Consider the following 23742-nt stretch of genomic DNA (forward strand, 5'->3'; position numbering starts at 1 on the left):
CGCCTTATTGCGGTTCGCTGCCGCACGTGAGCGGCATCTTCGACGAGCCAGCGGGCGCGGGCACCGGGTTGGCGGGTGCGGTTTGCGTGGAGAGCCATGCGGCGACGGCGGTCACGTCGTCGTCGGACAGGCGCGTGGCGATTTGCTGCATGCAGTCAGGCGCCTTGGCGTGACGCGTGCCCGACTTCCATGCGCCGAGTTGCGCGCTGATGTAGTCGGAATGCAGGCCGACGAGACCGGGGATAGCCGGCTGCATGCCGGTCAGGCCCTTGCCGTGGCACGCGGCACAGGCGGGAATGTTCTTCGACGCATCGCCGTTCAGCACGATCTGCGAGCCGCGCGAGAGCGTGGTTGCCGAGACGTTCGTCTTGACCGGCGCCGGATACGGAGGACGCTGCTGCGAGAAGTAACCCGCGATCTGATGAAGGTAGTCGTCCGAGAGATACGTGACGAGGTAGTTCATCGGCGGATACTTGCGCCGGCCTTCGCGGAAATTCTGAAGCTGGTTGTAGAGGTAATCGGCGGGCTTGCCGGCAAGACGCGGGAAATAGTCGTTGTCCGTGCCTTCGCCGTGAACACCGTGACATGCGGTGCAGCCTTGCACGCGCGCTGCCATCGAGTCGGGAGCGATCGGCTGATTTTGCGCCTGGGCTTGCGCTTGACCCGCGCTGAGAACGCCAGCGCTGCCGATCATTGCCAGGGCGAGCAGCGGACGAAAAATGCGTCTTGAAAACACGCGACACTCCATGAAATTCGGGGACCTGCCGAGCTTCGTGCGGCTCGGTGCGAAGGTGGCGAACCACGGCCACGCGTACGGTGGCGGAGGGTGGCGGACCACGGCCACAGTGGCTCGACGAGCCTCTGATGCGACGCGGAATTCTATCATCGATGCCTGATGGTGACTATTTGACACAACTTTTCGGGCCCGCTGCGGCGGAATCGCGACAAAATGCCGCGCGACAGACAAGAACTTTGACATTGCGTTGAATTCATCAGTATCGACAACAGTTGGACTGCGTGGCGTCGGCGGTCGGCCTTTTTGCCTTCGTGGTTGCTTGCGAAGCTTAGGAAGTGGCGCGGCGACGTTCAAGGCGCATTCGTCGCGAGCGGGCATCCCTGGCGAATGGGTTCGTTTAGACTGCTCGGGCCCGACTTCACACATTCCTCCATGATTCCCTCGCAGCCAGCTTCAGCAATTCCCGTTCACGCCGCGCCGGACGCCGCTTCATGAGCGACGATCCGCTTTGGCTGCTTCAAGTCTTCTTCGCCGCGCTCGCCGATGTTTCGTTCGCCTGCGCGCTCGGCGCGTTGCTCCTCAATGCGTGGCTCGGCCGCGAACAGGCGTTCGCGCCGGTGTCGCCCGCGCGCGGCGGATTCAGGCGCGCGGCGCGGTTCGGCATGGCGTCGGCGGTGGTGTTCGTCGCGTGCAACTTCGCGTCGCTCTGGCTCGAGTCGGCGGCGATGAGCGGCTCGCCCATTGCCGATGCGGGCGCGTCGCTATGGCTCGTCGCGACGGCCACGCATGCGGGCATCGGCTGGGCGGTGGCGCTTGCGGGCGGCGTCGTGATCGCGATTGCCGCCGCGACGAGCGGACGCTTAAGCGCCGGACGCATGGCGATGGCCGCGCTCGGCGCGCTGATCGCATCGGCGGGAAAGGCGGCGATCGGCCATGCCGCCGATGCCGGCGCGTTCTCGCTGGCCGAAGTCGTCCAGACGCTGCATCTGCTCGCGACGGGCGTGTGGGGCGGCGTGGTCATCGCGGGCGCGGCGGCGGTGTTGCCGGCGCTCGAATCGTCGGTGGCGCGGGCTTCGTTGATGCGCGTCGTCGGGCGCATGTCGCATGCGGCGACGATCGCGGTGGCGTTCGTCATCGCGACGGGCGCGTTCAACGCGTGGCGCGGGACGGGCGGATCGGCTGTCGTGCTGACGGGAAGCGGCTGGGGCAGGGCGTTGCTGGTGAAGAGCGCGCTGATCGCGGCGGCGCTCGCGTTGGGCGCGCTCAATCGCTGGTCGGCGTTACCGCGCCTGCAACGCACGGCATCGACGACGGACGCGCACACGGTCATCAACGTGATGCGTATCGAAGCCGTGCTGATGGTGGCGGTGTTCGTGGCGGCGTCGGTGCTGTCGCATAGCGTGCCGGGATTTGCTGCGGGCGGTTGAAGCGGAGTTTTTGCGCGGCGGCTACTCGTAGCCCAGCCGATGACTCACGATCGGCGCGCAGAATAACGCCAGCGCGCACCCGGCCGCCTTTCCCTGCAACTCGACGAACGCGCAGTACGAATCCGCGGCGACCAGGACATCGAGCAACTGCGGCAAGCAGAACACCGCCGACAGCACGATGAACGCGCGTGTCACGGCCGATATGCGCCATCCGTGCTGCGCCCCGAGCACCGCAGCCACCACTCGCGCCACGCCGAACGCGACGAACGCGCCGACGGCAAGCTGCGCGCGGACATATTCATCGGGAAGGCTGTGCCACATGGTCGGTCTCGCTCGGGATACGTTCGACGCCTAGTGTGCAAGAACCTCGCCAGTCCGGTCTGTACGAGAAAACGCAGACCGGCTGCACCGCGCGCCGGCCTGAGAAGCGATCAGAACGTGTGCTCGGGACCGGGAAAACTGCCGTCCTTCACCGCGCGCACATACGCTTCCACGGCCGCGAAAATGCTCGGTTGGCCCTGCATGAAATCCTTCACGAAGCGCGGACGCTTGCCGGGGAAAATACCCAGCATGTCGTGCAAGACGAGCACCTGTCCCGAACAGTCGATCCCCGCGCCGATGCCGATGGTCGGAATCGCGAGCTTCGCGGTGACATCGCGTGCGAGCAGCGTCGGCACCGCTTCGATCACGAGCAGTTGCGCGCCCGCTTCCTGAAGCGCGAGCGCGTCGCGGCGCATCTGCTCGGCTGCGGCATCGGTCTTGCCTTGCACCTTGAAGCCGCCGAACGCATGCACCGACTGCGGCGTGAGCCCGACATGCCCGCACACCGGAATGGAACGCTCGACGAGAAAGCGCACCGTTTCCGCGAGCCACTCGCCGCCTTCGATCTTGACCATCTGCGCGCCGGCGCGCATCAGCTTGACCGCGTTCGCATACGCTTCTTCGCGCGACCCGATCGTGCCGAACGGCATGTCCGCGACGATCAGCGCGCTCTTGCTGCCGCGCGCGACCGACGCCGTGTGATACGCGATGTCTTCGAGCGTGACGGGCAGCGTCGTGCCGTGCCCTTGCAGCACGTTGCCGAGCGAATCGCCGATCAGCATCACGTCGACGCCCGCGCGCTCCAGCAGCGCCGCGAAGCTGGCGTCGTAGCACGTGAGCATCGCGATGCGCTCGCCCGCCTCGCGCATGGCCTGCAGCTTGGGTACGGTGATCGTCGAACGGCTCGTTTCCTGCAAATACGTCATGATGATTTCACTGGAGATGGCGCGGGCATCGAGCGAAGCTCAGACCGACACGCCTTTGACAAAGAATTCCTTGCGCCCGCGCATGGTCTCGATGCGATCGATGAGCAGCGCCAGATCTTCTTCCGATGTCACCGGATTCAAATGCTCCGCGTTCACCGTGAGCAGCGGCGTCGCGTCATAGTGATAGAAGAAGTCGTTATAAGCATCGGTCAGCGCGCGCAGATACGAATCGGAGATTTGCAGCTCCATCGGCAGCGCGCGTTTCTGGATGCGCGAAAACAGCACTTCCGGGCTCGCCTGCAGATACACGACGAGATCGGGCGCGGGCGCGCTCACATCGATGCGCGAGGCGATGTCGCGGTAAAGCTGGAACTCGTCGTCGGGCAGCGTGAGGCGCGCGAAGAGATCGCTCTTCTGCGTGATGAAGTCCGCGATGAGCGGCGTATTCGACGTGAGCATGTCCGCGACTTCCCGCGTCTGCGCGACGCGCTGCAACGCGAAGCTCAGTTGCGTGGGCAGCGCATGCCGCGTGGTATCGCGATAAAAGCGCTCGAGAAACGGATTCTCCTGCGGGCGCTCGAACAGCGTGCGCATCGACCAGCGTTCCGCGAGCAGCGTCGCGAGCGTGGTCTTGCCGACGCCGATCGGTCCTTCGATCGCGATATAGCGGTGCGGCGGCCGCAATTGCGGCGCGGTGACGGTGAGTGGCGGAACGCTCATCGGCAAGTAGGTGAGTTGGGAGCAGGGGAAGCGCCGGCGGCATCGGATGCGTCGGCGTCGCGCGGCTGGCCGCCGAGCATGAGGCACTGGCAAGTCGCGACACGTTCGATGCGCTGATCGGCGACCGCCGCGACGAACGCATCGGCGCGGCCGCGTTGCGGAATGATGAGATCGGGTTCGAGTTCGACGAGCGGCACCAGCACGAACGCGCGCTCCGTCATGCGCGGATGCGGCACGACGAGATCCATTTCATCGACGCTCGATGCGCCGTACAGCAGGATATCGAGGTCGAGCGTGCGCGGCGCGTTTCGATACGGCCGCTCGCGCCCGAATTGTTCTTCGATCAGATGACACAGGCGCAAGAGCGCGCGTGCGGGAAGCGTCGTTTCGAGCTTGACGACGCAATTGAAGTAATCGTCGCCGGAAGAATCGATCGGCGCGGTGCGATACAGGCTCGATTTCGCGAGCACGGTGATCGTGTGCTGCTGCGCGAGACACACGACTGCGTCTTTCAAGGTCTGGCGCGCATCGCCGAGATTCGCTCCGAGGCCCAGATATGCAATCGTCATGGCAGTAGTCCTACGGGTAGGTCTTGGGCGACAAGCGGGTGAGACCCGGACACGTCCGGGTGCAAACCTTTATCCGCTACTGTAGCGAAAACCGGCTTTACTCGTTGTCCGCGCCTTCGCCCTGTCCGCTGGTTCGTTCGACACTGCTTTCGTCCGATTCCCGCGATTCGCTCACGAAGCCTTGTTCGCCTGTCTCGGTGGCCTTGCGTTTCGCATTGCTGCGACGGCGGCGCTTCTTCGGTGCGCTGCGCTCCTTGCCGCCTTGCGTGAGCAGCGCTTCGCGCTCGGCGTGGTCGCCGTTCACGAAGTCGGTCCACCATTGTCCGACTTCCGCGTCGAGTTCGCCCGATTCGCAACGCAGCAGCAGGAAATCATAACCCGCACGGAATCTTTGGTGTTCCAGGAGCTTCAGCGCGCTGCGGCCGCGCTTTTCCAGCCGATGCTGCAAGCCCCAGATTTCACGCATGTCCGCCGAATAGCGCTTGTGAATGGCGAGCTTCTCGGTCTGCATCTCGAGGACATCGTCCATCGCGCGATGCAGCGCCGGCACCGGATAGTCGCCCGCCGCCGTGTATTTCTGCCAGCGCGTCTGCACGTCGTGCCAAAGCAGCGTCGCGAAGAGAAAGCTCGGCGAAACAGGCTTGCCCGCGCGCACGCGTTCATCGGTGCTCGTGAGCGCGAGCGTGACGAATTTCTCGCCGTGCGGTTGTTCGAGCACGACATCGAGCAACGGCAGCACGCCGTGATGCAGCCCTTCCTGACGCAGCCGCGTGAGGCACGCGAGCGCATGACCCGACAGCAGCAGCTTCAGCATCTCGTCGAAGAGACGCGCGGCCGGCACGTTGTTCATGAGGTCCGCGAGTTCCTTGATCGGCGCGCGCGTGGCTTCGTCGATCTCGAAGCCGAGCTTCGCCGCGAACCGCACGACGCGCAGCATCCGCACCGGATCTTCGCGATAACGCGTGGCCGGATCGCCGATCATGCGCAACAGGCGCGCGCGGATGTCGGCCATGCCGTCGTGATAGTCCAGCACCGTTTGCGTGGCCGGATCGTAGTACATCGCGTTGATGGTGAAATCGCGCCGCGTGGCGTCTTCGTGCTGCTCGCCCCAGACGTTGTCGCGCAGCACGCGGCCGGATGCATCGACGGCGTGCGTGCGGCCTTCGAGCTCGCCGCGTCGATAGCGGCGTGGCGGCTCGGCGGCCGGCGCGGGCGCCGGGGTATCGACGAGCGCGCGGAACGTCGATGTCTCGATGATCTCTTGCCCGAACTGCACGTGCACGATCTGAAAGCGCCGCCCGATGATGCGCGCGCGCCGGAAGAGGCGCTGTACTTCGTCGGGCGTGGCGTCGGTGGCGACGTCGAAATCCTTCGGCGCGACGCCGAGCAAAAGGTCGCGCACCGCGCCGCCGACGATGAACGCGCGATGCCCGGCCTGCTGCAGGCCTTCGGTGACGCGCACCGCGTTCTTCGAGATGAGCGACGGATCGATGCCGTGAATGTCCGACGACAGGATCACCGGCACGCTCGGGTCGCGCCTGACGGGCGCTGCGGCCTTCTTGCGCGGGACGCGAACGGTTTTGCGGGCGGGTTTCGCTTCTGCCGATGCGGTTGCCGTGTCGTTCGAAGCGCTTTCCTGGGATTCGGCGCTCTCTTGTCCGAACAGCTTGCGGATGAGTTTTTTAATCACGTGTATCGAAGAGGTTCAGGATGCGCCAGCCTTTGGCTTGCGCGTGCGCGCGCAGGGTGTCGTCGGGATTCGTCGCGACCGGGTCGGTGACGCGCTCGAGCAGCGGAATGTCGTTGTGGGAATCGCTATAGAAATAGCTGTGCTTGAAGTCGCCGATCTTCTTGCCGAGCGACGCGAGCCATTCCTCGACCCGCACGATCTTGCCTTCGCGATAACTCGGCGTGCCGCGCGGGCGGCCGGTGAACGCGCCGTGCGGATGATCGTCGACGGTTTCGACTTCGCACGCGATCAGCGTTTCGATGCCGAAGGCTTCCGCGATCGGCGCGGTGATGAACGCGTTCGTCGCGGTGACGAGGCAGCAGAGATCGCCATTGTCCTGATGCTCGCGCACCAGCGTGACCGCGGCCGGCACGATATGCGGATTGATGATCTCGTGCATGAACTGCGCGTGCCAGTCGGCGAGTTGCTCGCGGGAGTATTTCGAAAGCGGCGCGAGCATGGCGTGCAGGTACGCGTTGATGTCGAGCACGCCGGCTTTGTAATCGGCGTAGAAGGCGTCGTTCTGACGCGCGAATTCGGTCGGATCGACGATGCCGAGCTTCACCATGAAGCGGCCCCATTCGTGGTCGCTGTCGGTGGGGAGAAGCGTGTGATCGAGATCAAAAAGGGCGAGGTTCATGGGGACGCATTCTACTTGAAGCGGCTGGGGTCGTTGTCCGGCGCGGCGGGCGTGGCGTCGGTGTCGTCCGGCGACGCGTTCGGGCCGTCATCCGGCGATGCCTGCGGCGATTCCGGCGCAACCGCGACGAGCGGCGGCACGCGCCCGGTTTGCGCGAGCATCGTGCGAAGAAGGGAGCGCGTGACCGCGCGTTTCTGTTCGAGCGAGAAGCGGTCGAGGTCGTCGAAAAGCGCCATCAGGCTCGGCATGTCGCGTCGGAAATGCGTGAGCAGATAAGCCGGAACGTCTTCCGCCAGCACGATGCCGCGCTCGCGCGCCGCGTGCTTCAGCACCGATGCCTTCGCTTCGTCGGAGAGCGGCAGCAGATGGAACACGAGGCCCCAGCCGAGCCGCGTGCGCAGGTCTTCGCGCACGGCGAGCGTCATCGGCGCGGCGTTGCCGGTGGCGACGAGCGCGCTCGTCGGATGCGCGCGCACTTCGTTGAAGAGATTGAAGAGCGCGATCTGCTGCGGGGCGGAAAGGCGGTCGCAGTCGTCGACGGCGTACAGCGCGACTTCCGGATCGAAGCCGAACGCGTTCAGCGCGCTTTGCGGGCTGAGATAGCGCGCGCGGCCGCTCGCTTCGTAGACGAGCGCGTGCAGCAGATGACTGCGTCCGCTGCCCGGCTCCCCCCAGACGTAGAACGAGCGGTCCGCGACCGGGCCGGCCGCGAGCGCGCCTTCGAGTTCGCGCAGCCGCGTGACCAGTTCGTCGTTGCTGGCGGCGTAAAAATTGTCGAAGGTGGCGGGCGGCGGCGTGCCGAGGTCGAGCGTCAGTTGGCGTTGCACGGGGAATGGATGTCGTCGGGCGGGATCGAATGAGCTGGGCGTTTTCTCGAAATAGCGGTGGCGCGCGGCGCCGATGCGTGCGCGGCCGTTCGCCGTGTTCGTTCGCGGATTTCGGCGTGGCGCGTCGCGCGACGGGCGCGATCTCGAAAAGGGCGCCGCCGCGGTGCCGGAAAACCAGCCGGCCGATCGTCGCCGGGTCATCATCGGGTAAAATCGCATTTTACCGACCTTCTTGCTCTCCCCCCCATGAGTCAACCGAAATCCGCCTCTGACGCCCAAGGTCTGTCCTATCGCGATGCGGGCGTGGACATCGACGCGGGCGATGCGCTCGTCGACCGCATCAAGCCGTTTGCCAAGAAGACCATGCGCGACGGCGTGCTGGGCGGTATCGGCGGATTCGGCGCGCTTTTCGAAGTGCCGAAGAAGTATAAGGAGCCGGTGCTCGTGTCGGGCACGGACGGCGTCGGCACCAAGCTGCGTCTCGCTTTCACGCTGAACCGGCATGACACGGTCGGCCAGGATCTCGTCGCGATGAGCGTGAACGACATTCTCGTGCAGGGTGCCGAGCCGCTCTTCTTCCTGGATTATTTCGCGTGCGGCAAGCTGGATGTCGATACGGCGGCGGACGTCGTGAAGGGCATCGCGCAGGGCTGCGAGTATGCGGGCTGCGCGCTGATCGGCGGCGAGACGGCGGAAATGCCGGGCATGTATCCGGACGGCGAATACGACCTCGCGGGCTTCGCGGTGGGCGCGGTGGAGAAGAGCAAGATCATCGACGGCAGCACGATCGCTCCGGGCGATGTGGTGTTGGGCTTGGCGTCGAGCGGCATTCATTCGAATGGTTATTCGCTGGTGCGCAAGATCATCGAGCGTGCGAATCCGGATCTGGACGCGGACTTCGACGGCCGTTCGCTTGCCGACGCGCTGATGGCGCCGACGCGCATTTACGTGAAGCCGCTGCTTTCCGCGATGCAGAGCGTCACGGTGAAGGGCATGGCGCATATCACGGGCGGCGGGCTTGTCGAGAACATTCCGCGCGTGCTGCGCGATGGGCTGACGGCGGAGCTGGATCATCGCGCGTGGCCGCTGCCGCCGCTGTTCGCGTGGCTGCAGAAGCACGGCGGCGTGGCGGATGCGGAGATGCATCGCGTGTTCAATTGCGGGATCGGGATGGCGGTGATCGTCGCGGCAGAGGACGCCGATGCGGCCATCGGACTGTTGTCTGCTGCTGGCGAGCAGGTTTGGAAGATTGGCGTCGTGAGGGAGAGCCGCCAGGGCGAGGCGCAAACGGTCGTGGTTTGAGGGCCCTTTTTGCATCGGGCCTGCGAAGGCTTCTTTTTCGGTTGTTGACGTCGGTCTATTAGCACGCCCCTCCCCGGGGCGGGGGTCACTTTCTTTGCTGCTGCAAAGAAAGTAACCAAAGAAAGCAGCTTTTCGGGCCCGAAGCATCGAAAGCGTGAGCACTCCATAGAACCACGTTGGCACTCAGCTTGACACAGCCTTGAATCACCCTCCGCGCCCGCTGAGCGCCACTCCATGCGAGCCCTCGGGCTCGACAAAACCATCGGTGCGCAACGCATCACGCAATGCCACGAGTCTCGATGAAATCTAGTCGTCGCGTGGCTATGGTTTATGGCTTTCGGTTGCTGGTTGGAGTCTTTCGTTATTGCGTGGGCGGTGGTTTTGTCGAGCCCGAGGGCTCGCGTGGGATGGCGCTCAGCGGGCGTGGAAGGTGATTCAAGGTTGATTCAAGCTGAGTGCCAACGTGGGTCTACGGAGTGGGCACGCCTTCGATGCATCGGGCCCGAAAAGCTGCTTTCTTTGGTTACTTTCTTTGCAGCAGCAAAGAAAGTGACCCCCGCCCCGGGGAGGGGCATGCTAATAGACCGACGCGAAAACAAGTTCACCGAGAACCCGAGCCAGAACCAGAACCGAAACCCGAGCGCGAGCTCATCAAAAGCCCGAGCCCCGTGCGGCTCCAAGCACCAAATCGACCACCCGCCGGGTCGCATCCGGCGCACAACAATCGACGATAACCCGCTCCGGCATCCCCCGCAGCCACGTCAACTGTCGCTTACACAACTGCCGCGTCGCGAAAATGCCCTTGTCGCGCATTTCGCCGTAGCCCGTCGCGCCATCCAGATACTCCCACGCCTGCCGATAGCCCACGCAACGCATCGACGGCATCGACAAATCGAGATCGCCGCGCGCACGCAGGCGCTTCACTTCGTCGATGAATCCGCTCGCCAGCATCGCATCGAAGCGCGCGGCGATGCGCGCGTGCAACACCGCACGATCCGACGGCTCCAGCGCAATCGGCACGAAACGATACGGCGCCTCATCGCCCGACGCGCGCGGCGCGGCAAGCAGCGCGGACATCGGCTGGCCGCTCAGCATGAAAATCTCGAGCGCCCGCTGAATCCGCTGCGAATCGTTCGGCGCAAGGCGCGCCGCCGTTTCGGGATCGACCGATGCAAGCCGCGCATGTAGCGCCGACCAGCCTTCGCGCGCGGCGTCGGCATCGAGCGCGGCGCGGATGTCGGCGTCGGCGGTCGGCAAATCGTTCAGGCCCTGCGTGAGCGCCTTGTAATAGAGCATCGTCCCGCCGACCAGGAGCGGCACGTGCCCCCGCGCGATGATCTCGCCCGCAAGCCGCAGCGCGTCCGCGCGAAACTGCGCGGCGGAATACGACTCGGCGGGATCGATGATATCGATCAGATGGTGCGGCACCGCCGCACGTTCCTCCGCGCTGGGCTTCGCCGTGCCGATGTCCATCTCGCGATAGACGAGCGCCGAATCCACGCTGATGATCTCGACCGGCCGGCTCGACGCCGCCGCGAACGCAAGCGCGGCAGCGGTTTTCCCGGACGCCGTCGGGCCGAGCAGACAGACTATCGACTGGGCACTCATTGTCCGCGCATGAAAAGGCGGTCGAGGTCCGCGAGCGTGAGCTGATACCACGTCGGGCGGCCGTGATTGCACTGATCGGCGCGCTCGGTGGCTTCCATCTGGCGCAAAAGCGCGTTCATTTCATCGAGCGTGAGCCGCCGATTCGCGCGCACCGCGTGATGACACGCCAGCGTGCCGAGCAATTCGTGCTGACGCTCGGTGAGCACGCGCGATCCGCCATACGCGTGGAGATCGGCGAGCACGGCGCGCGCAAGCGCTTGCAAATCCGCGTCCTTCAAAAGCGCAGGCACCGCGCGGATCGCGATCGACGTCGGCGACAGCACCGCCAGATCGAAGCCGAGCGCATCGAGCGTCTCGCGCTCTTCATCGACAATGCCGATTTCCACCGGATCCGCCGTCATTGCCACCGGAATCAAGAGCGGCTGCACCGCGATCTCGCGATCGGTCAGCGCGTGCTTGAACTGCTCGTAGAGAATGCGCTCGTGCGCCGCGTGCATGTCGACGATCACAAGCCCGCGCGCGTTCTGCGCGAGCACGTAAATGCCGTGAATCTGACCGACGGCGAAGCCGAGCGGCTGATCGTCCGAAGCCGGCGGGGCGGCGTACGTGGGCGCGACGTCGCTGGCCCAGGCTTCGGAAGAAACGGTCGAAGCGGACGGCGCCGCGCCCGCGTCCTTGCGGCCGAACAGCGCGTCATAAAGCGCCAGCGGCTGCGCGACCGGCAACGTGCCCTGCGTCATGCGCGACTGGCGCATCCATGTCGTGCCGTTCTCGCTCTTCAATTGCAGCGCGTCCGGCGCGCTCGCGAACGGCTTCGCGCTGAACGACGACTCGCCGGTCGGCGTGAGTTGCGCCGCGTGCCCGCCCGACGTCGTTTCCGGCGATGCGCCCGCATGCCGCGCCAGCGCACGCTGAACGGCATGGAACACGTATTGATGGATCGACCGGGAATCGCGGAAACGCACTTCGATCTTCGACGGATGCACGTTTACATCCACCGATTCCGGCGGCAAGTCGAGGAACAGCACGTAAGCGGGATAGCGATTGCCGTGCAGCACGTCTTCATACGCGGCGCGCACGGCGTGCGTGAGCAGCTTGTCGCGCACGAAGCGGCCGTTCACGAAGAAATATTGCTGATCGGCGCGGCCGCGGCTTGCGGTCGGCAGGCCCGCGCATCCGTAGACGGCGAGGGGCCCGGCGCGTTCATCGAGCGGCAGATGCGACGTCTCGAAAACTTCGCCCAGAATTTTTGCGACGCGCGTCTGCGGATCGCTCGCGTTCCAGTGCTCGATGGCCTTGCCGTTGTGCATCACCGAAATCGCGACGTCCGGCCGCGCGAGCGCCATGCGTCGAATCACGTCGAGGCAATGGCCGAGTTCCGTCTGCTCGCTCTTCAGAAACTTGCGGCGTGCCGGCGTGCTGAAATACAGTTCGCGGACTTCCATCGTCGTGCCGACCGTGCCCGCAGCGGGCGTGATGGCGCCCGTCTGCGCGTCGATGCGCGTGGCGTGCGGGCAGCTTTCCGTGCGGCTCGTGATGAACAACTCGGCCACCGAGGCAATCGACGCGATCGCCTCGCCGCGAAACCCGAGCGTGGCGACGGCTTCGAGGTCGGCGAGCGAGCGGATCTTGCTCGTCGCGTGACGCATCAGCGCGAGCGGGAGTTCTTTCGGCGGAATGCCGCAGCCGTCGTCGGCGATCACGATGCGTTTCACGCCGCCTTCATCGAGCGTGATGCGCAGCGTGCGCGCGCCGGCATCGAGCGCATTCTCCAGCAGTTCCTTGACCACCGATGCAGGCCGCTCGACCACTTCGCCAGCGGCGATCTGGCTGATGAGCTGGTCGGGCAGAGGCGCGATTGCGCGCGAACGGGGCGCGCGATCCACGGTCAAAGCGGCTGCCGAAGCGCCGTCGGAAGGTTCGTTGAAGTCGGCCATGGGCAGATTATAACGATTCGCAACTGGCTGACCGGGCGCGCTCCGGTGCGCTGGCGAGCCGTCAGATGGCGCTGGATGCTCGCTTTTTAACGGACGCGGCCAGCCACTTCGGTATCATGGCGCGACCCATCGCTCGCTGCCGGCAGACTTTGTCATCTGCCGGCAGCCAATTAATTCGAGGAACGCTTTTGGACACGCTGCTGCATTTCCTGGGACTCATCCTTCACATCGACAAGTCGCTCGGCGACTTCATCAGCGTCTACGGCGCGTGGGTGTATGCGGTGCTGTTTCTTATCGTGTTTTGCGAAACCGGGCTGGTCGTTTTCCCGTTTCTGCCGGGCGATTCGCTGCTGTTCATCGGCGGCGCGTTTGCCGCCACGCACGAAATGGATCTGGGCGCGCTGATCGTGCTCCTGCTGATCGCGGCTGTCGCGGGCAACACGGTGAATTATTGGATCGGGCGGGCCATCGGTCCGAAAGTGTTCGACACCAATATTCCGGTGCTGGAGCGTTTTCTCGATCGCGCCGCGCTTCAAAAGACGCACAACTTCTATGAGCGCCACGGCGGCAAGACCATCGTGATCGCGCGTTTCGTGCCGGTGGTGCGTACATTCGCGCCGTTCGTCGCGGGCGCATCGGCGATGAACGCGACGCGCTTCCAGCTCTTCAACGTGCTCGGCGCGGCAGTCTGGGTACTGTTGCTCGTGCTGCTCGGCTACTTCTTCGGCAACATCCCGTTCATCCGGCAATATCTGAACGTGATCGTGCTGGTGGGTATCGGCGCGGCGATCGTGCCCATTGCATTGGGCGCGCTGTGGAAAATGAGCCGCGGCCGCTCGAAGGTCTGAGGCTTCCGATTCAACGGGCCGGTTCGATGAAGCGGCCCGTTGCAGAGTCGGTGCGCTCTATCCGCGCTTGAAGAGGCGAATGATGAAGAGCAGCACGACTGCGCCGATCACTGCCGTCAGCAGGGTGCCGAGCAGGCCGCCGCCGAGCGAGATGCCGATCTTCGTGAACAGCCAGTTGCCCACCACGCCGCCGACGATGCCGACGAGAATATCGACGATAACGCCGAAGCCCGTGCCGTTCATGATGAGGCCGGCGAGCCATCCGGCGACGCCGCCGATGATCAGACCGAGAATGATGCCGTGATGCATGAGTTCCATGCGCTAACTCCAGGAAGTGAGGGGTGAGCAGGACGGCAGGAAGGTCCTGCTTTCGAGTGGGATGAATTTAGCCGAAAGTGCGGTGCGAAAGATGCGCAAAGTGTCAAGGATTGTCGATGCCGCGCGGCATTGGCCGATCGGCCTATATACAGCTTTCGCGGCGCTTCGGCGCATCGCTAAGACGGAAGCCCGGCGTAAGCCAAATGGCCGCACTCGGCGCAGGGTGGATCGGTTCGTCGGAAATTTAGAATTCCGAATGAGGCGCGCGTCTTGCTGAAAAGTGTCTCGTTTGGTGTCCGTTGGCGAATTGGCGTCGCAATGTTTTATGCTGGCGGGTATTTGTTCTAAAGAAGTGGGGAGTGGCTGAAGGCGCGTCATTCGCGCGTCGCAGGCCTTGACCGTGTGCTCGCCGAACGGCGCACGCGGGTTGATTGAAGAGCGTTGCAAGACATCAAGACAAAGCATGGGAAAGTTGAAGTCGATGCACAAAGGACTTTTTGGGCCGCACGGTCGAGCGGTCGTCGCGGGCTTGGGCCTCGCGGCAGGCGTGGCAACGGTGGCGGGGCTGACGGGATGTACGTCGACACCGAGAACGCCCGCGCCGATCGTCGAGAACTCGGCGCTGGGCACGCCGCCGGTTGTGTCGAGCACGCCGGGCGGCGCCCCCGTTGCGACGGCACCGCTCGCACCGCCGGTGTCGACGCCGGTCGCGGCGGGTTTTTATCGCGTGAAGCCGGGCGACACCCTCTACGGCATCGCGCGGCTCTACAAGCAGAAGCCCGCCGATCTCGCTGCGTGGAACACGCTGCCGGAGAGCAAGCAGGTCAACGTCGGGCAAGTGCTGCGAGTCGTGCCGCCGGGGGCGTCGACGTCCGGGTCGGCTCCTGCTTCGACTGCGGCTTCCGGCGGCGGGAAGGAATTGCCGCCGTTGCTACCGGCCGCGCCGGGCAAGCAGGCCGCCGACGCGCCGGCTGAGAAGCGCGCCGAGGAGCCGGCGCACGTCGCGAAGGGCACGTTCGCGTGGCCCGCGAAGGGCGAGGTCGTGCGCAAGTTCGGCGCGAGCGGGAGCAAAGGCATCGACATCGCCGGGAAAGTCGGCGAGCCGGTGAAAGCGGCGGCGTCGGGAAAGGTGGTCTATGCGGGCAGCGGCTTGCGGTCGTACGGGCGCATGATCATCGTGCGGCATAGCAACGATTATCTGACCGCGTACGCGTACAACGAGAAGCTGCTCGTCCGCGAAGGCGACAGCGTCAAGCAAGGCGCGACCATCGCGGATATGGGCACGGGACCGGGCGGATCGCCGGTGCTGCATTTCGAAGTGAGAAAGGCCGGCGCCGCCGTCGATCCAGTGCCGCTGCTCGGCGCGGGCGGTTGAGTCGGCGAAGGAAGTCAAATGAAGAAGATCATGTTTGCCGCGGTCGCGGCGATGTCGATGCTTGCCGGTTGCGATCAGCAGCAGAGCGGGGAAGCGATGAACAAGCTCAGTTCGTTCTTCAACTCGGTGAAGCCGGACACGCTGTTGCTGAAGGATCTGAAGCCGGGCGTCACGACCGAGGCGCAGATTCGCAGCCAGATGGGCGAGCCGGAGCGCGAGCGCACGTTCACCGATGGATCGAAGCGGCTCGAATATCCGCGCGGGCCGGCGGGCACGAATACCTACATGGTGGACCTCGATCCGGACGGACTCTTCGTCTCGGTCACGCAAGTGCTGACGGCGGAGAATTTCGCGAAGGTGCGGCCGGGCATGACCGAGGACGAAGTGCGCAGGCTGCTCGGGAAGCCGACGACGGTGGCGGCGTATCGGTTGAAGCAGGAGCACGTGTGGAGCTGGCACTGGCTCGAGGACGGCGTCAATCGCGACGCCATGTTCAATGCGCACTTCGGGCCGGACGGCATTGTGGTGACGACGTCGCGTTCGGAGGCGGAAGGCGGCGGGCGGCACTGAGCGCATGCGAGGTTTGAGGCGTTGATGCAATGAGCGACAAACACGACTGCAAGAGACACCTCGCACTGATGGACGAGGCCTGGCGATTTCGCGAGCGGGCGTCGCGGGAAGCGAATGACGCATCGTCCGCGCGATGGGAATGCGCGGGCGGTCATAGCTGGGACGCATCGCTGGATCTTGCTCAGAACATCCGTTGCATGAACTGCGCGGGGCATCGGCGTGAGCTCGAGACGAGCCGGGCGCGCGCGTTGGCCGAAGTGCGCGGGGGCACGTTGCTATCGCAGGGTTATCTGAATGCAACGACGCCGCTTAGCTGGCAATGCGCGTACGGACATGTGTGGAACGCGCGGCTGGATGCGGCGCAGCGTCGATGGTGCGCGGAGTGCGCCCGGACCGTGTTTGCGCGATATCGTTGATCGAGGCGCAAGCCACGCGTGCAAAAGAAAAAGCCGGCGAATGCCGGCTTTTAAGCTTCGTTGTCGGGGCGATGGCTTGATTCGCCTTGCTACTCGCCGGGACGTTGGCAAAGACCTGCGCTGAATCGCGCCCATTCTTTACCCACGGCTCGGTCGAGCGCCGCCCTTCGTCTTGTGGTCTCTCCTTGCGCTACTGCTGATTCCCCGGTGCGCAGGCGTAGTATCGGTTGAGAGCAATGGTATGAATGTACGGTGACCAACGCTGAGTGCCGGATCGTTATTTCTCCATCTCGACGACACGTTGCGTCACGCTCGGCGCAAATACAAAAAAGCCGCTGTCCTTTTTGGAACAGCGGCTTTTTCTTGAAGCTGGTGGCGAATCAGGGACTCGAACCCCGGACCTGCGGATTATGATTCCGTCGCTCTAACCGACTGAGCTAATTCGCCGAAAGAAGACGAGATTATGGTGGGGCCGGAAACGTCTGTCAACCCCTTGCACGTAATTTGTTAACAACACGCGCAAGGGGCGCGAGATGTGAACGCTCAATCCTCGTGATACACGTTCGACTTGCGCGTGTCCTTCACGAACAGCATGCCGATCACGAACGTCGCGAGCGCAATCACGATCGGATACCACAGCCCCGAGTAGATATCGCCCCTGGCCGCGACGATCGCGAACGCGGTGGCCGGCAGGAAGCCGCCGAACCAGCCATTGCCGATGTGATACGGCAGCGACATCGACGTATAGCGGATACGCGCGGGGAACATCTCCACCAGCATCGCGGCGATCGGGCCGTACACCATCGTCACGAAGATCACGAGGATCGTCAGAATCACGATCGCCATCGGCCAGTTGATGAGCGCCGGATCCGCCTTCGCCGGATAGCCCGCGCTCTTCAGCGTGCCCGCGAGCGTCTTGTCGAACGCGGCGCCCTGCGCCTTGGCGTCGGCGGCCTTGCCGTCGTACGTGTTGACCACGGTCTCGCCAACCTTGATCTGCGCAAGCGTGCCCGCCGGCGCGGCGACGTTTTCATAGTTGAGACCGGCCTTCGACAGCGCGCCCTTCGCGATATCGCACGACGTCGTGAACTTCGACGTGCCCACCGGATTGAACTGGAACGAGCACTCGTCCGGATTCGCGATGACGACGATCGGCGACTTCTGCGTCGCGGTTTCGAGCGTCGGATTCGTGTAGTGCGCGAGCGCCTTGAACAGCGGGAAGAAGGAGAGCGCGGCGATCAGGCAGCCCGCCATGATGATCGGCTTGCGCCCGATGCGATCCGACAGCGAACCGAAGAACACGAAGAACGGCGTGCCGATGAGCAGCGCCACGGCGACCATGATGTTCGCGCTGGTGCCGTCGACCTTGAGCGTCTGCGTGAGGAAGAAGAGCGAGTAGAACTGGCCCGTGTACCACACGACCGCCTGGCCCGCCGTCAGACCGAAGAGCGCGAGCAGCACGATCTTCAGGTTCTTCCATTCGCCGAACGCTTCCTTGAGCGGCGCCTTGGACGTCTTGCCCTCGGCCTTGATGCGCTCGAACACCGGCGATTCATGCAGCTTCATGCGAATCCACACGGAAACGGCGAGCAGCAGAATCGAGACGAGGAACGGAATGCGCCACGCCCACGCGCCGAATTGTTCTTCGCCGGTGATCGTGCGGACCGCGAGGATCACGATCAGCGAGATGAAGAGGCCGAGCGTCGCGGTGGTCTGAATCCACGCGGTCCACGCGCCGCGCTTGTTCGATGGCGCGTGCTCCGCGACGTACGTTGCCGCGCCGCCATACTCGCCGCCGAGCGCCAAGCCTTGCAGCAGCCGCATCGCGATGAAGATGATCGGCGCCGCGATGCCTATCGTCGCGTAACCGGGCAGGAAGCCGATCAGGAACGTGGACAGGCCCATGATGACGATCGTCACGAGGAACGTGTACTTGCGCCCGACCATGTCGCCGAGCCGTCCGAACACGATCGCGCCGAACGGGCGCACCGCGAAGCCCGCCGCGAAGCCGAGCAGCGTGAAGATGAAGCCGGCCGTCGGATTGACGCCCGAGAAGAACGTCTTGCTGATGTAGATCGCCAGCGACCCGGCGAGATAGAAGTCGTACCACTCGAACACCGTCCCGAGCGACGAAGCGAAGATGACTTTCTTCTCCTCCGCCGTCATCGGCGCGTGCGAAACGCGCCCTTCGATCGTAGCCATGAATCGTCTCCTGTTGATTGCGTGTGATGTTCGATTCCATCCGCAGCGCGCGGGCGCGCCGGTGCAAAGATTATTGGAACGAAAACTTACGGCGTTCTGACGCGGAGAAGCATCGGCTAAAAGCGTGGCCAAACAGTGAAATCGAGCGAATGTGCGTGCAATCGCGGAGAACGCGTGTCGATTAGCGCACATCCTCGCGCTTCTGGTGAAGTAGCGTTTCACGCGCGGCGCGAGCGCTCAGGGTTTGTCCTTGGGAGGAAAAACCCGCTGAAGGCTGACACGCACGAGTGTCCCGGCAAGGCGCGGCGATTCCTGATACACGTGATCCTCGATGGAAAGCGTGCCGCCGTGCATCGCCGCGATCTCCTTGACGATGGCGAGACCCAGCCCGCTGCCGTCGCCCTCGCGCCCGAGAATGCGATAGAACCGCTCGACCACGCGTTCCCGTTCGGCAGGCGGAATGCCGAGGCCGGTGTCTTCGACTTCGAGATGCACGAGATCGAGGTCGTGCTCGTCGGTCCGGACGCGCACGGTGATGCGTCCGCCCGGCGGCGTGTAGCGGATCGCGTTGTCGATCAGATTCGACAGCATCTCGCGCAGCATCACCACATTGCCTTCCACTTCGACCGGAAACGGCGGCTCTTCATAGCCGATATCCATGCGCTTCGCGAGCGCCGCCTGCACCCAGTCGCGCACGGCGAGCCGCGCGAGCGCCGTCAGTTCGACGCACGAGAAAATCTGCCCCGTCGCGCGATTCTCCGCACGCGCCAGCGCGAGCAGTTGCGTGACGAGCCGCGCCGCGTGCTCCGAACTCGTCGCGATCTGTTCGAGCGAGCGCTGCACTTCCGTCGATACGTCCTGACGCAGCGCGAACTCCGCCTGCATGCGCAGCCCGGCGAGCGGCGTTTTCATCTGATGCGCGGCATCGGCGATAAAGCGCTTCTGGAACTCCATGTTTTGTTCGAGCCGCGTGAGCAGATCGTTGAACGACGTGACGAGCGGCGCGATTTCCGGCGGCGCGTGGCCCGCTTCGAGCGGCGAGAGATCGTCGGGGCGGCGCGTGCGCATGTTCGACTGCAACGCATGCAGCGGCGCGAGCCCGCGCGAAAGCCCGAACCACACGAGCACGATCGCGAGCGGCAGGATCACGAACTGCGGCAGGATCACGCCCTTGATGATGTCGTTGGCGAGCTGGCTGCGCTTGTCGAGCGTCTCGGCGACCTGCACGAGCACCGGTTGCGTGCTTCCGGGATCGCGTCCCGGCGCGAGTCCCGGCAGATCGACGGTCGTGTACGCCACGCGAATATCGTTGCCGCGCAGCACATCGTCCCGGAATTCGACGATGCCCGGCTGCGGCCGGTCGTCCTCGTGCGGCAGCGGCATGTCGCGGTCGCCGCCGACGAGTTCGCCGCGCGTGCCGAGCACCTGGAAGAACACGCTGTCGACGTTGTCGGCGCGCAGGAAATCGCGCGTGGCGTCGGGCAGCCGCAACTCGGCGACGCCGTTGACCGGCTGAATCTGGCGCGCGAGCACGTAGGCGTCGGCTTCGAGCGCGCGGTCGAACGGCCCGTTGGCGATCGACTTCGCGACGAGATATGTCACCGCAATGCTCATCGGCCAGAGCAATAGAAGCGGCGCCAGCATCCAGTCGAGAATCTCGCCGAAAAGCGAGCGCGGGTGCGCCTGCGTGTCCGGCTCCAGCTCCTCGGGCGGCGCGAACGGATTCGCGTAGCGGGCGTCGCGCTGGGCGTCGGAGTCGGCGGCCGGGTTCGTTGCCGACGCTGCCGCCGTTTCAGACAATGACGGCGCGCCGGAGCGCTCGGTGGAAACGGGCGACGCCATGCGCGGATTGGCTTTAGTGATGACTGGCGGACGCGGGATCGCCAGTCGACGCGGCCGATGCCTTCGCGTCCGGCGCGCTGGCGACTTTCTCGAGCGTATAGCCGAGTCCGCGCACGGTGATGATCCGCGCGCCGCTCGGCTCGATCTTCTTGCGCAGCCGATGCACGTAAACTTCGATCGCGTTGTTGCTGACCTCTTCGCCCCATTCGCAAAGGTGATTGACGAGCTGCTCCTTCGACACGAGCCGTCCGATGCGCTGCAGCAGCACTTCGAGCACGCCTAGTTCGCGCGCCGACAGATCGATGACCTGATCCGCGATATGCGCGATGCGCCCGACCTGATCGAACGACAGCGATCCGTGCCGGACAACCGTCGGTCCGCCGCCTGCGCCGCGCCGGGTCAGCGCCCGCACGCGCGCTTCGAGTTCGTTGAGCGCGAAGGGCTTCGCCATATAGTCGTCCGCGCCGAGATCGAGGCCCTTCACGCGCTCGTCGACGCTGTCGGCGGCGGTCAGGATCAGCACGGGCATCTGCGAATTGCGTGCGCGCAGGCGGCGCAGCACTTCGAGACCGGGCATCAGCGGCAGGCCGAGATCGAGTATGAGCAGGTCGAAGGATTGCAGCGAGAGGGCGGTGTCGGCCTCGACGCCATGCTTGACATGGTCAACGGCGTATCCCGATTGGCGGAGTGATCGAACGAGACCGTCCGCGAGTATGCTGTCGTCTTCGGCAATGAGGATTCGCATCGTCGTGTGCCTGATGCGCGGGGCGCATCGCATTGCCGGCACCGCATTTCGCCCGGCGCGGCGGTCTCCAGGGTGTTTTGCGGTTTTTGCACGGTTCGCGCGAAGTGGAAAAATACCACGCCGCGACGATCGGGCTTGCAAAAACTACTGTTTTTTTATACAGTGTCTGCGTTAGTGCGAAAAGCGGAGCGGAGTGAAACTTCGAGCCTGCGCGCACGCGTCTCAGACGCCGTTCATCATAGCAAAGGACGATTCATGGAAGAAAGCAAGAAAGGCCCGGCTGGAATGACTGCGGAGAAGAGCAAGGCGTTGGCCGCCGCGCTTTCGCAGATCGAAAAGCAATTCGGCAAAGGGTCGATCATGCGGCTCGGCGCAGGTGAGGCGGTTGAAGACATTCAGGTGGTCTCCACCGGCTCGCTCGGACTGGACATCGCGCTCGGCGTAGGCGGTTTGCCGCGCGGCCGAGTGGTGGAAATCTACGGTCCGGAATCGTCGGGCAAGACCACGCTCACGCTGCAAGTGATCGCCGAGATGCAGAAGCTCGGCGGCACGGCGGCGTTCATCGACGCGGAACACGCGCTCGACGTCCAGTACGCGGGCAAGCTCGGTGTGAACGTGCCGGAACTGCTGATCTCGCAGCCGGACACGGGCGAACAGGCGCTGGAAATCGCGGATGCGCTGGTGCGCTCCGGTTCCATCGACATGATCGTCATCGACTCGGTCGCGGCGCTCGTGCCGAAGGCGGAAATCGAAGGCGAAATGGGCGACTCGCTGCCCGGCCTGCAAGCGCGTCTGATGTCGCAGGCGCTGCGCAAGCTCACCGGCACGATCAAGCGCACGAACTGCCTCGTGATCTTCATCAACCAGATCCGCATGAAGATCGGCGTGATGTTCGGCAACCCCGAAACCACCACGGGCGGTAACGCGCTGAAGTTCTATTCGTCGGTGCGACTGGACATTCGCCGTATCGGTTCGATCAAGAAGAACGACGAAGTGATCGGCAATGAAACGCGCGTGAAGGTGGTGAAGAACAAGGTGTCGCCGCCGTTCCGCGAAGCCATCTTCGACATTCTGTACGGCGAAGGCATTTCGCGTCAGGGCGAGATCATCGACCTCGGCGTGCAAGCGAAGCTGGTGGACAAGGCAGGTGCCTGGTACAGCTACAAGGGCGATCGCATCGGTCAGGGCAAGGACAACGCGCGCGAATTCTTGCGCGAAAATCCTGACATTGCGCGCGAGATCGAAAACAAGATCCGCGAATCGCTGGGTGTGGCTGCGCTGGCTGATGCCGTGGCCACGGGCGCAGCCGTGTCGGACGACGAATAAGCGTCTGACAACCGTCGATGCTCAAGCGCCGGTTCGGATCCAAGGCGGGCAACGCAGATTTCGGGCGGAGCCGCGCGGACGATTCGAACCGTTCGCGCGAGGGCGATGCCTCGCGCGAAGTCGGTCAGCCGGAGCAAGGCACTGAGGCTATCGATCGCTACGAGCGGAGCAGCGAGCGTCGGGAAACATCGTCCCGGCGCGGCGGATTTCGCCAAAGCGGTCAATCACGCGCCGACGCGAAGTCATTCGCGCCGGCGCGTCGTGTTTTCAAGGCGGCGGACGAGGGCAGCGCGCTTTCGGACGCCGAGCAAATCGGTGACGTCGCGCCGTCGCCGCTGCCGCAGCAGTCGCCGGCCCGCAAACAGCGTCGCGTGCAGGGCGCTCAACCGACCGCGCGTCGACAAGACGATTACGCTGCGACGCAAGCCGTCGAACCGGATCGCGCTGCACGTCTCGATCGGGCGCGTGCGCTCTTGCAGCAAACTACCGCGCGGATCGCCACCCAGCCGCTTTCGGAAACGCCGTCGACGCCCGGCACCGCTCGCATCGACGATCCATTTCAGGAAGCCGATCCCTTCGAGCCTTTCGAACAATGCGCGCCATCCAGCTCGCCTGAAGCGCAGGGTGATGTGGTCCGCAGCCGTCCGGCTCGGCGTCAACGCAAAGCACCGAGCAATCGACAACAGCCGCAACGCTCCTCGGGCGACGCCTCATTCGAAGACGCCGATCCTTTCGAGCAGTGCGTTCCACTCGACGCGCCGGAAGGAGACCCGGACTGCGTCTACAGCCGCTCCAGCCAGCGCCAGCGCAAGACCGCCGACGCCAACAATCCGCGACGCCCGCAGCGCTCGCTCAAAGGCCGCGCGTTAGGCTACCTCTCGCGTCGCGAATATAGTCGCGCGGAGTTGTCGCGCAAGCTGCGGCCTTATGTCGAAGAAGCCGATTCGCTCGAAACCCTGCTCGACGGTCTCGAACGCGACGGCTGGCTGTCTAACGAGCGCTTCGTCGAAAGCGTGGTGCATCGGCGGGCGGCGCTCATGGGCGGCAGCCGCATCATCAGCGAACTGAAACGGCATGCGGTCGGCGACGCGCTCATCGGCGAAACAGCCGGGAAGCTCGCGCAGACGGAAACCGCGCGCGCCCAAGCGGTCTGGCAGAAGAAATACGGCGTTCTGCCCGAGACGCCCGCTGAGCGCGCGAAGCAGGCGCGCTTCCTCGCCGCGCGTGGTTTTTCCGGCAGCACCATCGGGAAGATTCTCAAAGGCGGCGACGAAGACTGCGCGGACGAATTCATCGACGACTGAGCCGCTCCACGGCACGCCCCGCGCCATGCGTGAACGCGTCAAATCGGTCAGCGG

At 64.5% G+C, this 23742-nt stretch carries 23 protein-coding genes and 1 tRNA gene; 8 read left to right on the forward strand and 16 right to left on the reverse strand.

Annotation, left to right across the window (positions count from 1 at the left end):
- Nucleotides 1-4 precede the first annotated feature (4 nt).
- Complete coding sequence (locus AWB72_RS03315; RefSeq protein WP_040052903.1) at nucleotides 5-748, reverse strand: c-type cytochrome; 744 nt, start codon at nucleotides 746-748, stop codon at nucleotides 5-7.
- Between the two features lie 479 nt (nucleotides 749-1227).
- Here AWB72_RS03315 and AWB72_RS03320 point away from each other — a divergent pair, with 479 nt between their 5' ends.
- Nucleotides 1228-2163, forward strand: a complete 936-nt coding sequence (locus tag AWB72_RS03320) for a CopD family protein (RefSeq protein ID WP_040052902.1) — start codon at nucleotides 1228-1230, stop codon at nucleotides 2161-2163.
- Nucleotides 2164-2184: 21 nt separating this feature from the next.
- On the opposite strand, the gene AWB72_RS03325 is transcribed toward AWB72_RS03320, so the two are convergent.
- The 7 genes from AWB72_RS03325 to hda all read right to left on the reverse strand — a co-directional run bounded on the left by AWB72_RS03325 (nucleotide 2185) and on the right by hda (nucleotide 7895).
- On the reverse strand, nucleotides 2185-2484 hold the full coding sequence (locus AWB72_RS03325) for a hypothetical protein (protein ID WP_040052901.1): 300 nt from the start codon (nucleotides 2482-2484) through the stop codon (nucleotides 2185-2187).
- Between the two features lie 110 nt (nucleotides 2485-2594).
- The gene (gene panB, locus AWB72_RS03330; RefSeq protein ID WP_040052900.1) at nucleotides 2595-3410 is read right to left on the reverse strand and encodes a 3-methyl-2-oxobutanoate hydroxymethyltransferase; all 816 of its coding nucleotides are present in this window, start codon (nucleotides 3408-3410) and stop codon (nucleotides 2595-2597) included.
- 39 nt (nucleotides 3411-3449) lie between these two features.
- Nucleotides 3450-4130 (reverse strand): deoxynucleoside kinase, encoded by a 681-nt coding sequence (locus AWB72_RS03335; protein ID WP_040052899.1) that lies wholly within the window; start codon nucleotides 4128-4130, stop codon nucleotides 3450-3452.
- A complete protein-coding gene (gene folK, locus AWB72_RS03340) occupies nucleotides 4127-4699 on the reverse strand; it encodes a 2-amino-4-hydroxy-6-hydroxymethyldihydropteridine diphosphokinase (RefSeq protein WP_040052898.1) in 573 nt (190 codons plus the stop codon). Before folK ends, AWB72_RS03335 begins: the two co-directional genes overlap by 4 nt.
- Nucleotides 4700-4796: 97 nt before the next feature.
- Complete coding sequence (gene pcnB, locus AWB72_RS03345; protein ID WP_040052897.1) at nucleotides 4797-6389, reverse strand: polynucleotide adenylyltransferase PcnB; 1593 nt, start codon at nucleotides 6387-6389, stop codon at nucleotides 4797-4799.
- Complete coding sequence (locus tag AWB72_RS03350) at nucleotides 6382-7068, reverse strand: histidinol-phosphatase (RefSeq protein ID WP_040052896.1); 687 nt, start codon at nucleotides 7066-7068, stop codon at nucleotides 6382-6384. Before AWB72_RS03350 ends, pcnB begins: the two co-directional genes overlap by 8 nt.
- An 11-nt stretch (nucleotides 7069-7079) precedes the next feature.
- Nucleotides 7080-7895 (reverse strand): DnaA regulatory inactivator Hda, encoded by an 816-nt coding sequence (gene hda / locus AWB72_RS03355; RefSeq protein ID WP_040052895.1) that lies wholly within the window; start codon nucleotides 7893-7895, stop codon nucleotides 7080-7082.
- Between the two features lie 246 nt (nucleotides 7896-8141).
- Between hda and purM the strand changes: the two genes are divergently transcribed.
- Complete coding sequence (gene purM, locus AWB72_RS03360; protein WP_087127864.1) at nucleotides 8142-9197, forward strand: phosphoribosylformylglycinamidine cyclo-ligase; 1056 nt, start codon at nucleotides 8142-8144, stop codon at nucleotides 9195-9197.
- 651 nt (nucleotides 9198-9848) lie between these two features.
- Here purM and miaA read toward each other — a convergent pair.
- Together miaA and mutL are read right to left on the reverse strand one after the other, a co-directional pair.
- Nucleotides 9849-10805, reverse strand: coding sequence for a tRNA (adenosine(37)-N6)-dimethylallyltransferase MiaA (gene miaA, locus AWB72_RS03365; protein WP_040051641.1), 957 nt, complete (start codon nucleotides 10803-10805; stop codon nucleotides 9849-9851).
- Entirely contained in the window at nucleotides 10802-12742 is a 1941-nt protein-coding gene (gene mutL, locus AWB72_RS03370) for a DNA mismatch repair endonuclease MutL (RefSeq protein WP_040051642.1), read from the reverse strand. The genes miaA and mutL overlap by 4 nt, the downstream gene beginning before the upstream one ends.
- A 188-nt stretch (nucleotides 12743-12930) precedes the next feature.
- On the opposite strand from mutL, the gene AWB72_RS03375 reads away from it, so the two are divergent.
- The gene (locus tag AWB72_RS03375; protein ID WP_040051643.1) at nucleotides 12931-13590 is read left to right on the forward strand and encodes a VTT domain-containing protein; all 660 of its coding nucleotides are present in this window, start codon (nucleotides 12931-12933) and stop codon (nucleotides 13588-13590) included.
- 57 nt (nucleotides 13591-13647) lie between these two features.
- Here the strand turns inward: AWB72_RS03375 and AWB72_RS03380 are convergent, their stop codons facing one another.
- Nucleotides 13648-13899: a GlsB/YeaQ/YmgE family stress response membrane protein gene (locus AWB72_RS03380; protein ID WP_040051929.1), complete on the reverse strand. Its 252-nt coding sequence runs from the start codon at nucleotides 13897-13899 to the stop codon at nucleotides 13648-13650.
- Between the two features lie 472 nt (nucleotides 13900-14371).
- Between AWB72_RS03380 and AWB72_RS03385 the strand changes: the two genes are divergently transcribed.
- The 3 genes from AWB72_RS03385 to AWB72_RS03395 are packed head-to-tail and all read left to right on the forward strand — an operon-like array spanning nucleotide 14372 to nucleotide 16269.
- On the forward strand, nucleotides 14372-15283 hold the full coding sequence (locus AWB72_RS03385) for a peptidoglycan DD-metalloendopeptidase family protein (RefSeq protein WP_040051644.1): 912 nt from the start codon (nucleotides 14372-14374) through the stop codon (nucleotides 15281-15283).
- A gap of 18 nt (nucleotides 15284-15301) precedes the next feature.
- Complete coding sequence (bamE, locus tag AWB72_RS03390) at nucleotides 15302-15853, forward strand: outer membrane protein assembly factor BamE domain-containing protein (RefSeq protein WP_052450000.1); 552 nt, start codon at nucleotides 15302-15304, stop codon at nucleotides 15851-15853.
- Nucleotides 15854-15882: 29 nt separating this feature from the next.
- Nucleotides 15883-16269, forward strand: a complete 387-nt coding sequence (locus AWB72_RS03395; RefSeq protein WP_040051645.1) for a hypothetical protein — start codon at nucleotides 15883-15885, stop codon at nucleotides 16267-16269.
- Between the two features lie 370 nt (nucleotides 16270-16639).
- On the opposite strand, the gene AWB72_RS03400 is transcribed toward AWB72_RS03395, so the two are convergent.
- The 4 genes from AWB72_RS03400 to AWB72_RS03415 form a co-directional block, all read right to left on the reverse strand.
- Nucleotides 16640-16716: transfer RNA gene (locus AWB72_RS03400), tRNA-Met, on the reverse strand.
- Nucleotides 16717-16812: 96 nt separating this feature from the next.
- The gene (locus AWB72_RS03405) at nucleotides 16813-18471 is read right to left on the reverse strand and encodes an MFS transporter (protein WP_040051646.1); all 1659 of its coding nucleotides are present in this window, start codon (nucleotides 18469-18471) and stop codon (nucleotides 16813-16815) included.
- 237 nt (nucleotides 18472-18708) lie between these two features.
- Nucleotides 18709-20313 (reverse strand): sensor histidine kinase, encoded by a 1605-nt coding sequence (locus AWB72_RS03410; RefSeq protein ID WP_052450001.1) that lies wholly within the window; start codon nucleotides 20311-20313, stop codon nucleotides 18709-18711.
- 13 nt (nucleotides 20314-20326) lie between these two features.
- A complete protein-coding gene (locus AWB72_RS03415) occupies nucleotides 20327-21058 on the reverse strand; it encodes a response regulator transcription factor (RefSeq protein ID WP_040051647.1) in 732 nt (243 codons plus the stop codon).
- 255 nt (nucleotides 21059-21313) lie between these two features.
- Between AWB72_RS03415 and recA the strand changes: the two genes are divergently transcribed.
- The gene (gene recA / locus AWB72_RS03420; RefSeq protein WP_040051648.1) at nucleotides 21314-22384 is read left to right on the forward strand and encodes a recombinase RecA; all 1071 of its coding nucleotides are present in this window, start codon (nucleotides 21314-21316) and stop codon (nucleotides 22382-22384) included.
- A 242-nt stretch (nucleotides 22385-22626) separates the two neighbouring features.
- Here recA and AWB72_RS28405 read toward each other — a convergent pair whose 3' ends face one another.
- Nucleotides 22627-22977: a hypothetical protein gene (locus AWB72_RS28405; RefSeq protein WP_143754571.1), complete on the reverse strand. Its 351-nt coding sequence runs from the start codon at nucleotides 22975-22977 to the stop codon at nucleotides 22627-22629.
- Between AWB72_RS28405 and recX the strand changes: the two genes are divergently transcribed.
- Nucleotides 22930-23688 (forward strand): recombination regulator RecX, encoded by a 759-nt coding sequence (gene recX / locus AWB72_RS03425; protein ID WP_087127923.1) that lies wholly within the window; start codon nucleotides 22930-22932, stop codon nucleotides 23686-23688. The two genes, AWB72_RS28405 and recX, sit on opposite strands and share 48 nt — an antisense overlap.
- The last annotated feature ends 54 nt before the right edge of the window (nucleotides 23689-23742 follow it).

The sequence above is a fragment of the Caballeronia concitans genome, assembly GCF_001544615.1.
In the GTDB taxonomy this organism is placed as follows: Bacteria; Pseudomonadota; Gammaproteobacteria; order Burkholderiales; family Burkholderiaceae; genus Caballeronia; species Caballeronia concitans.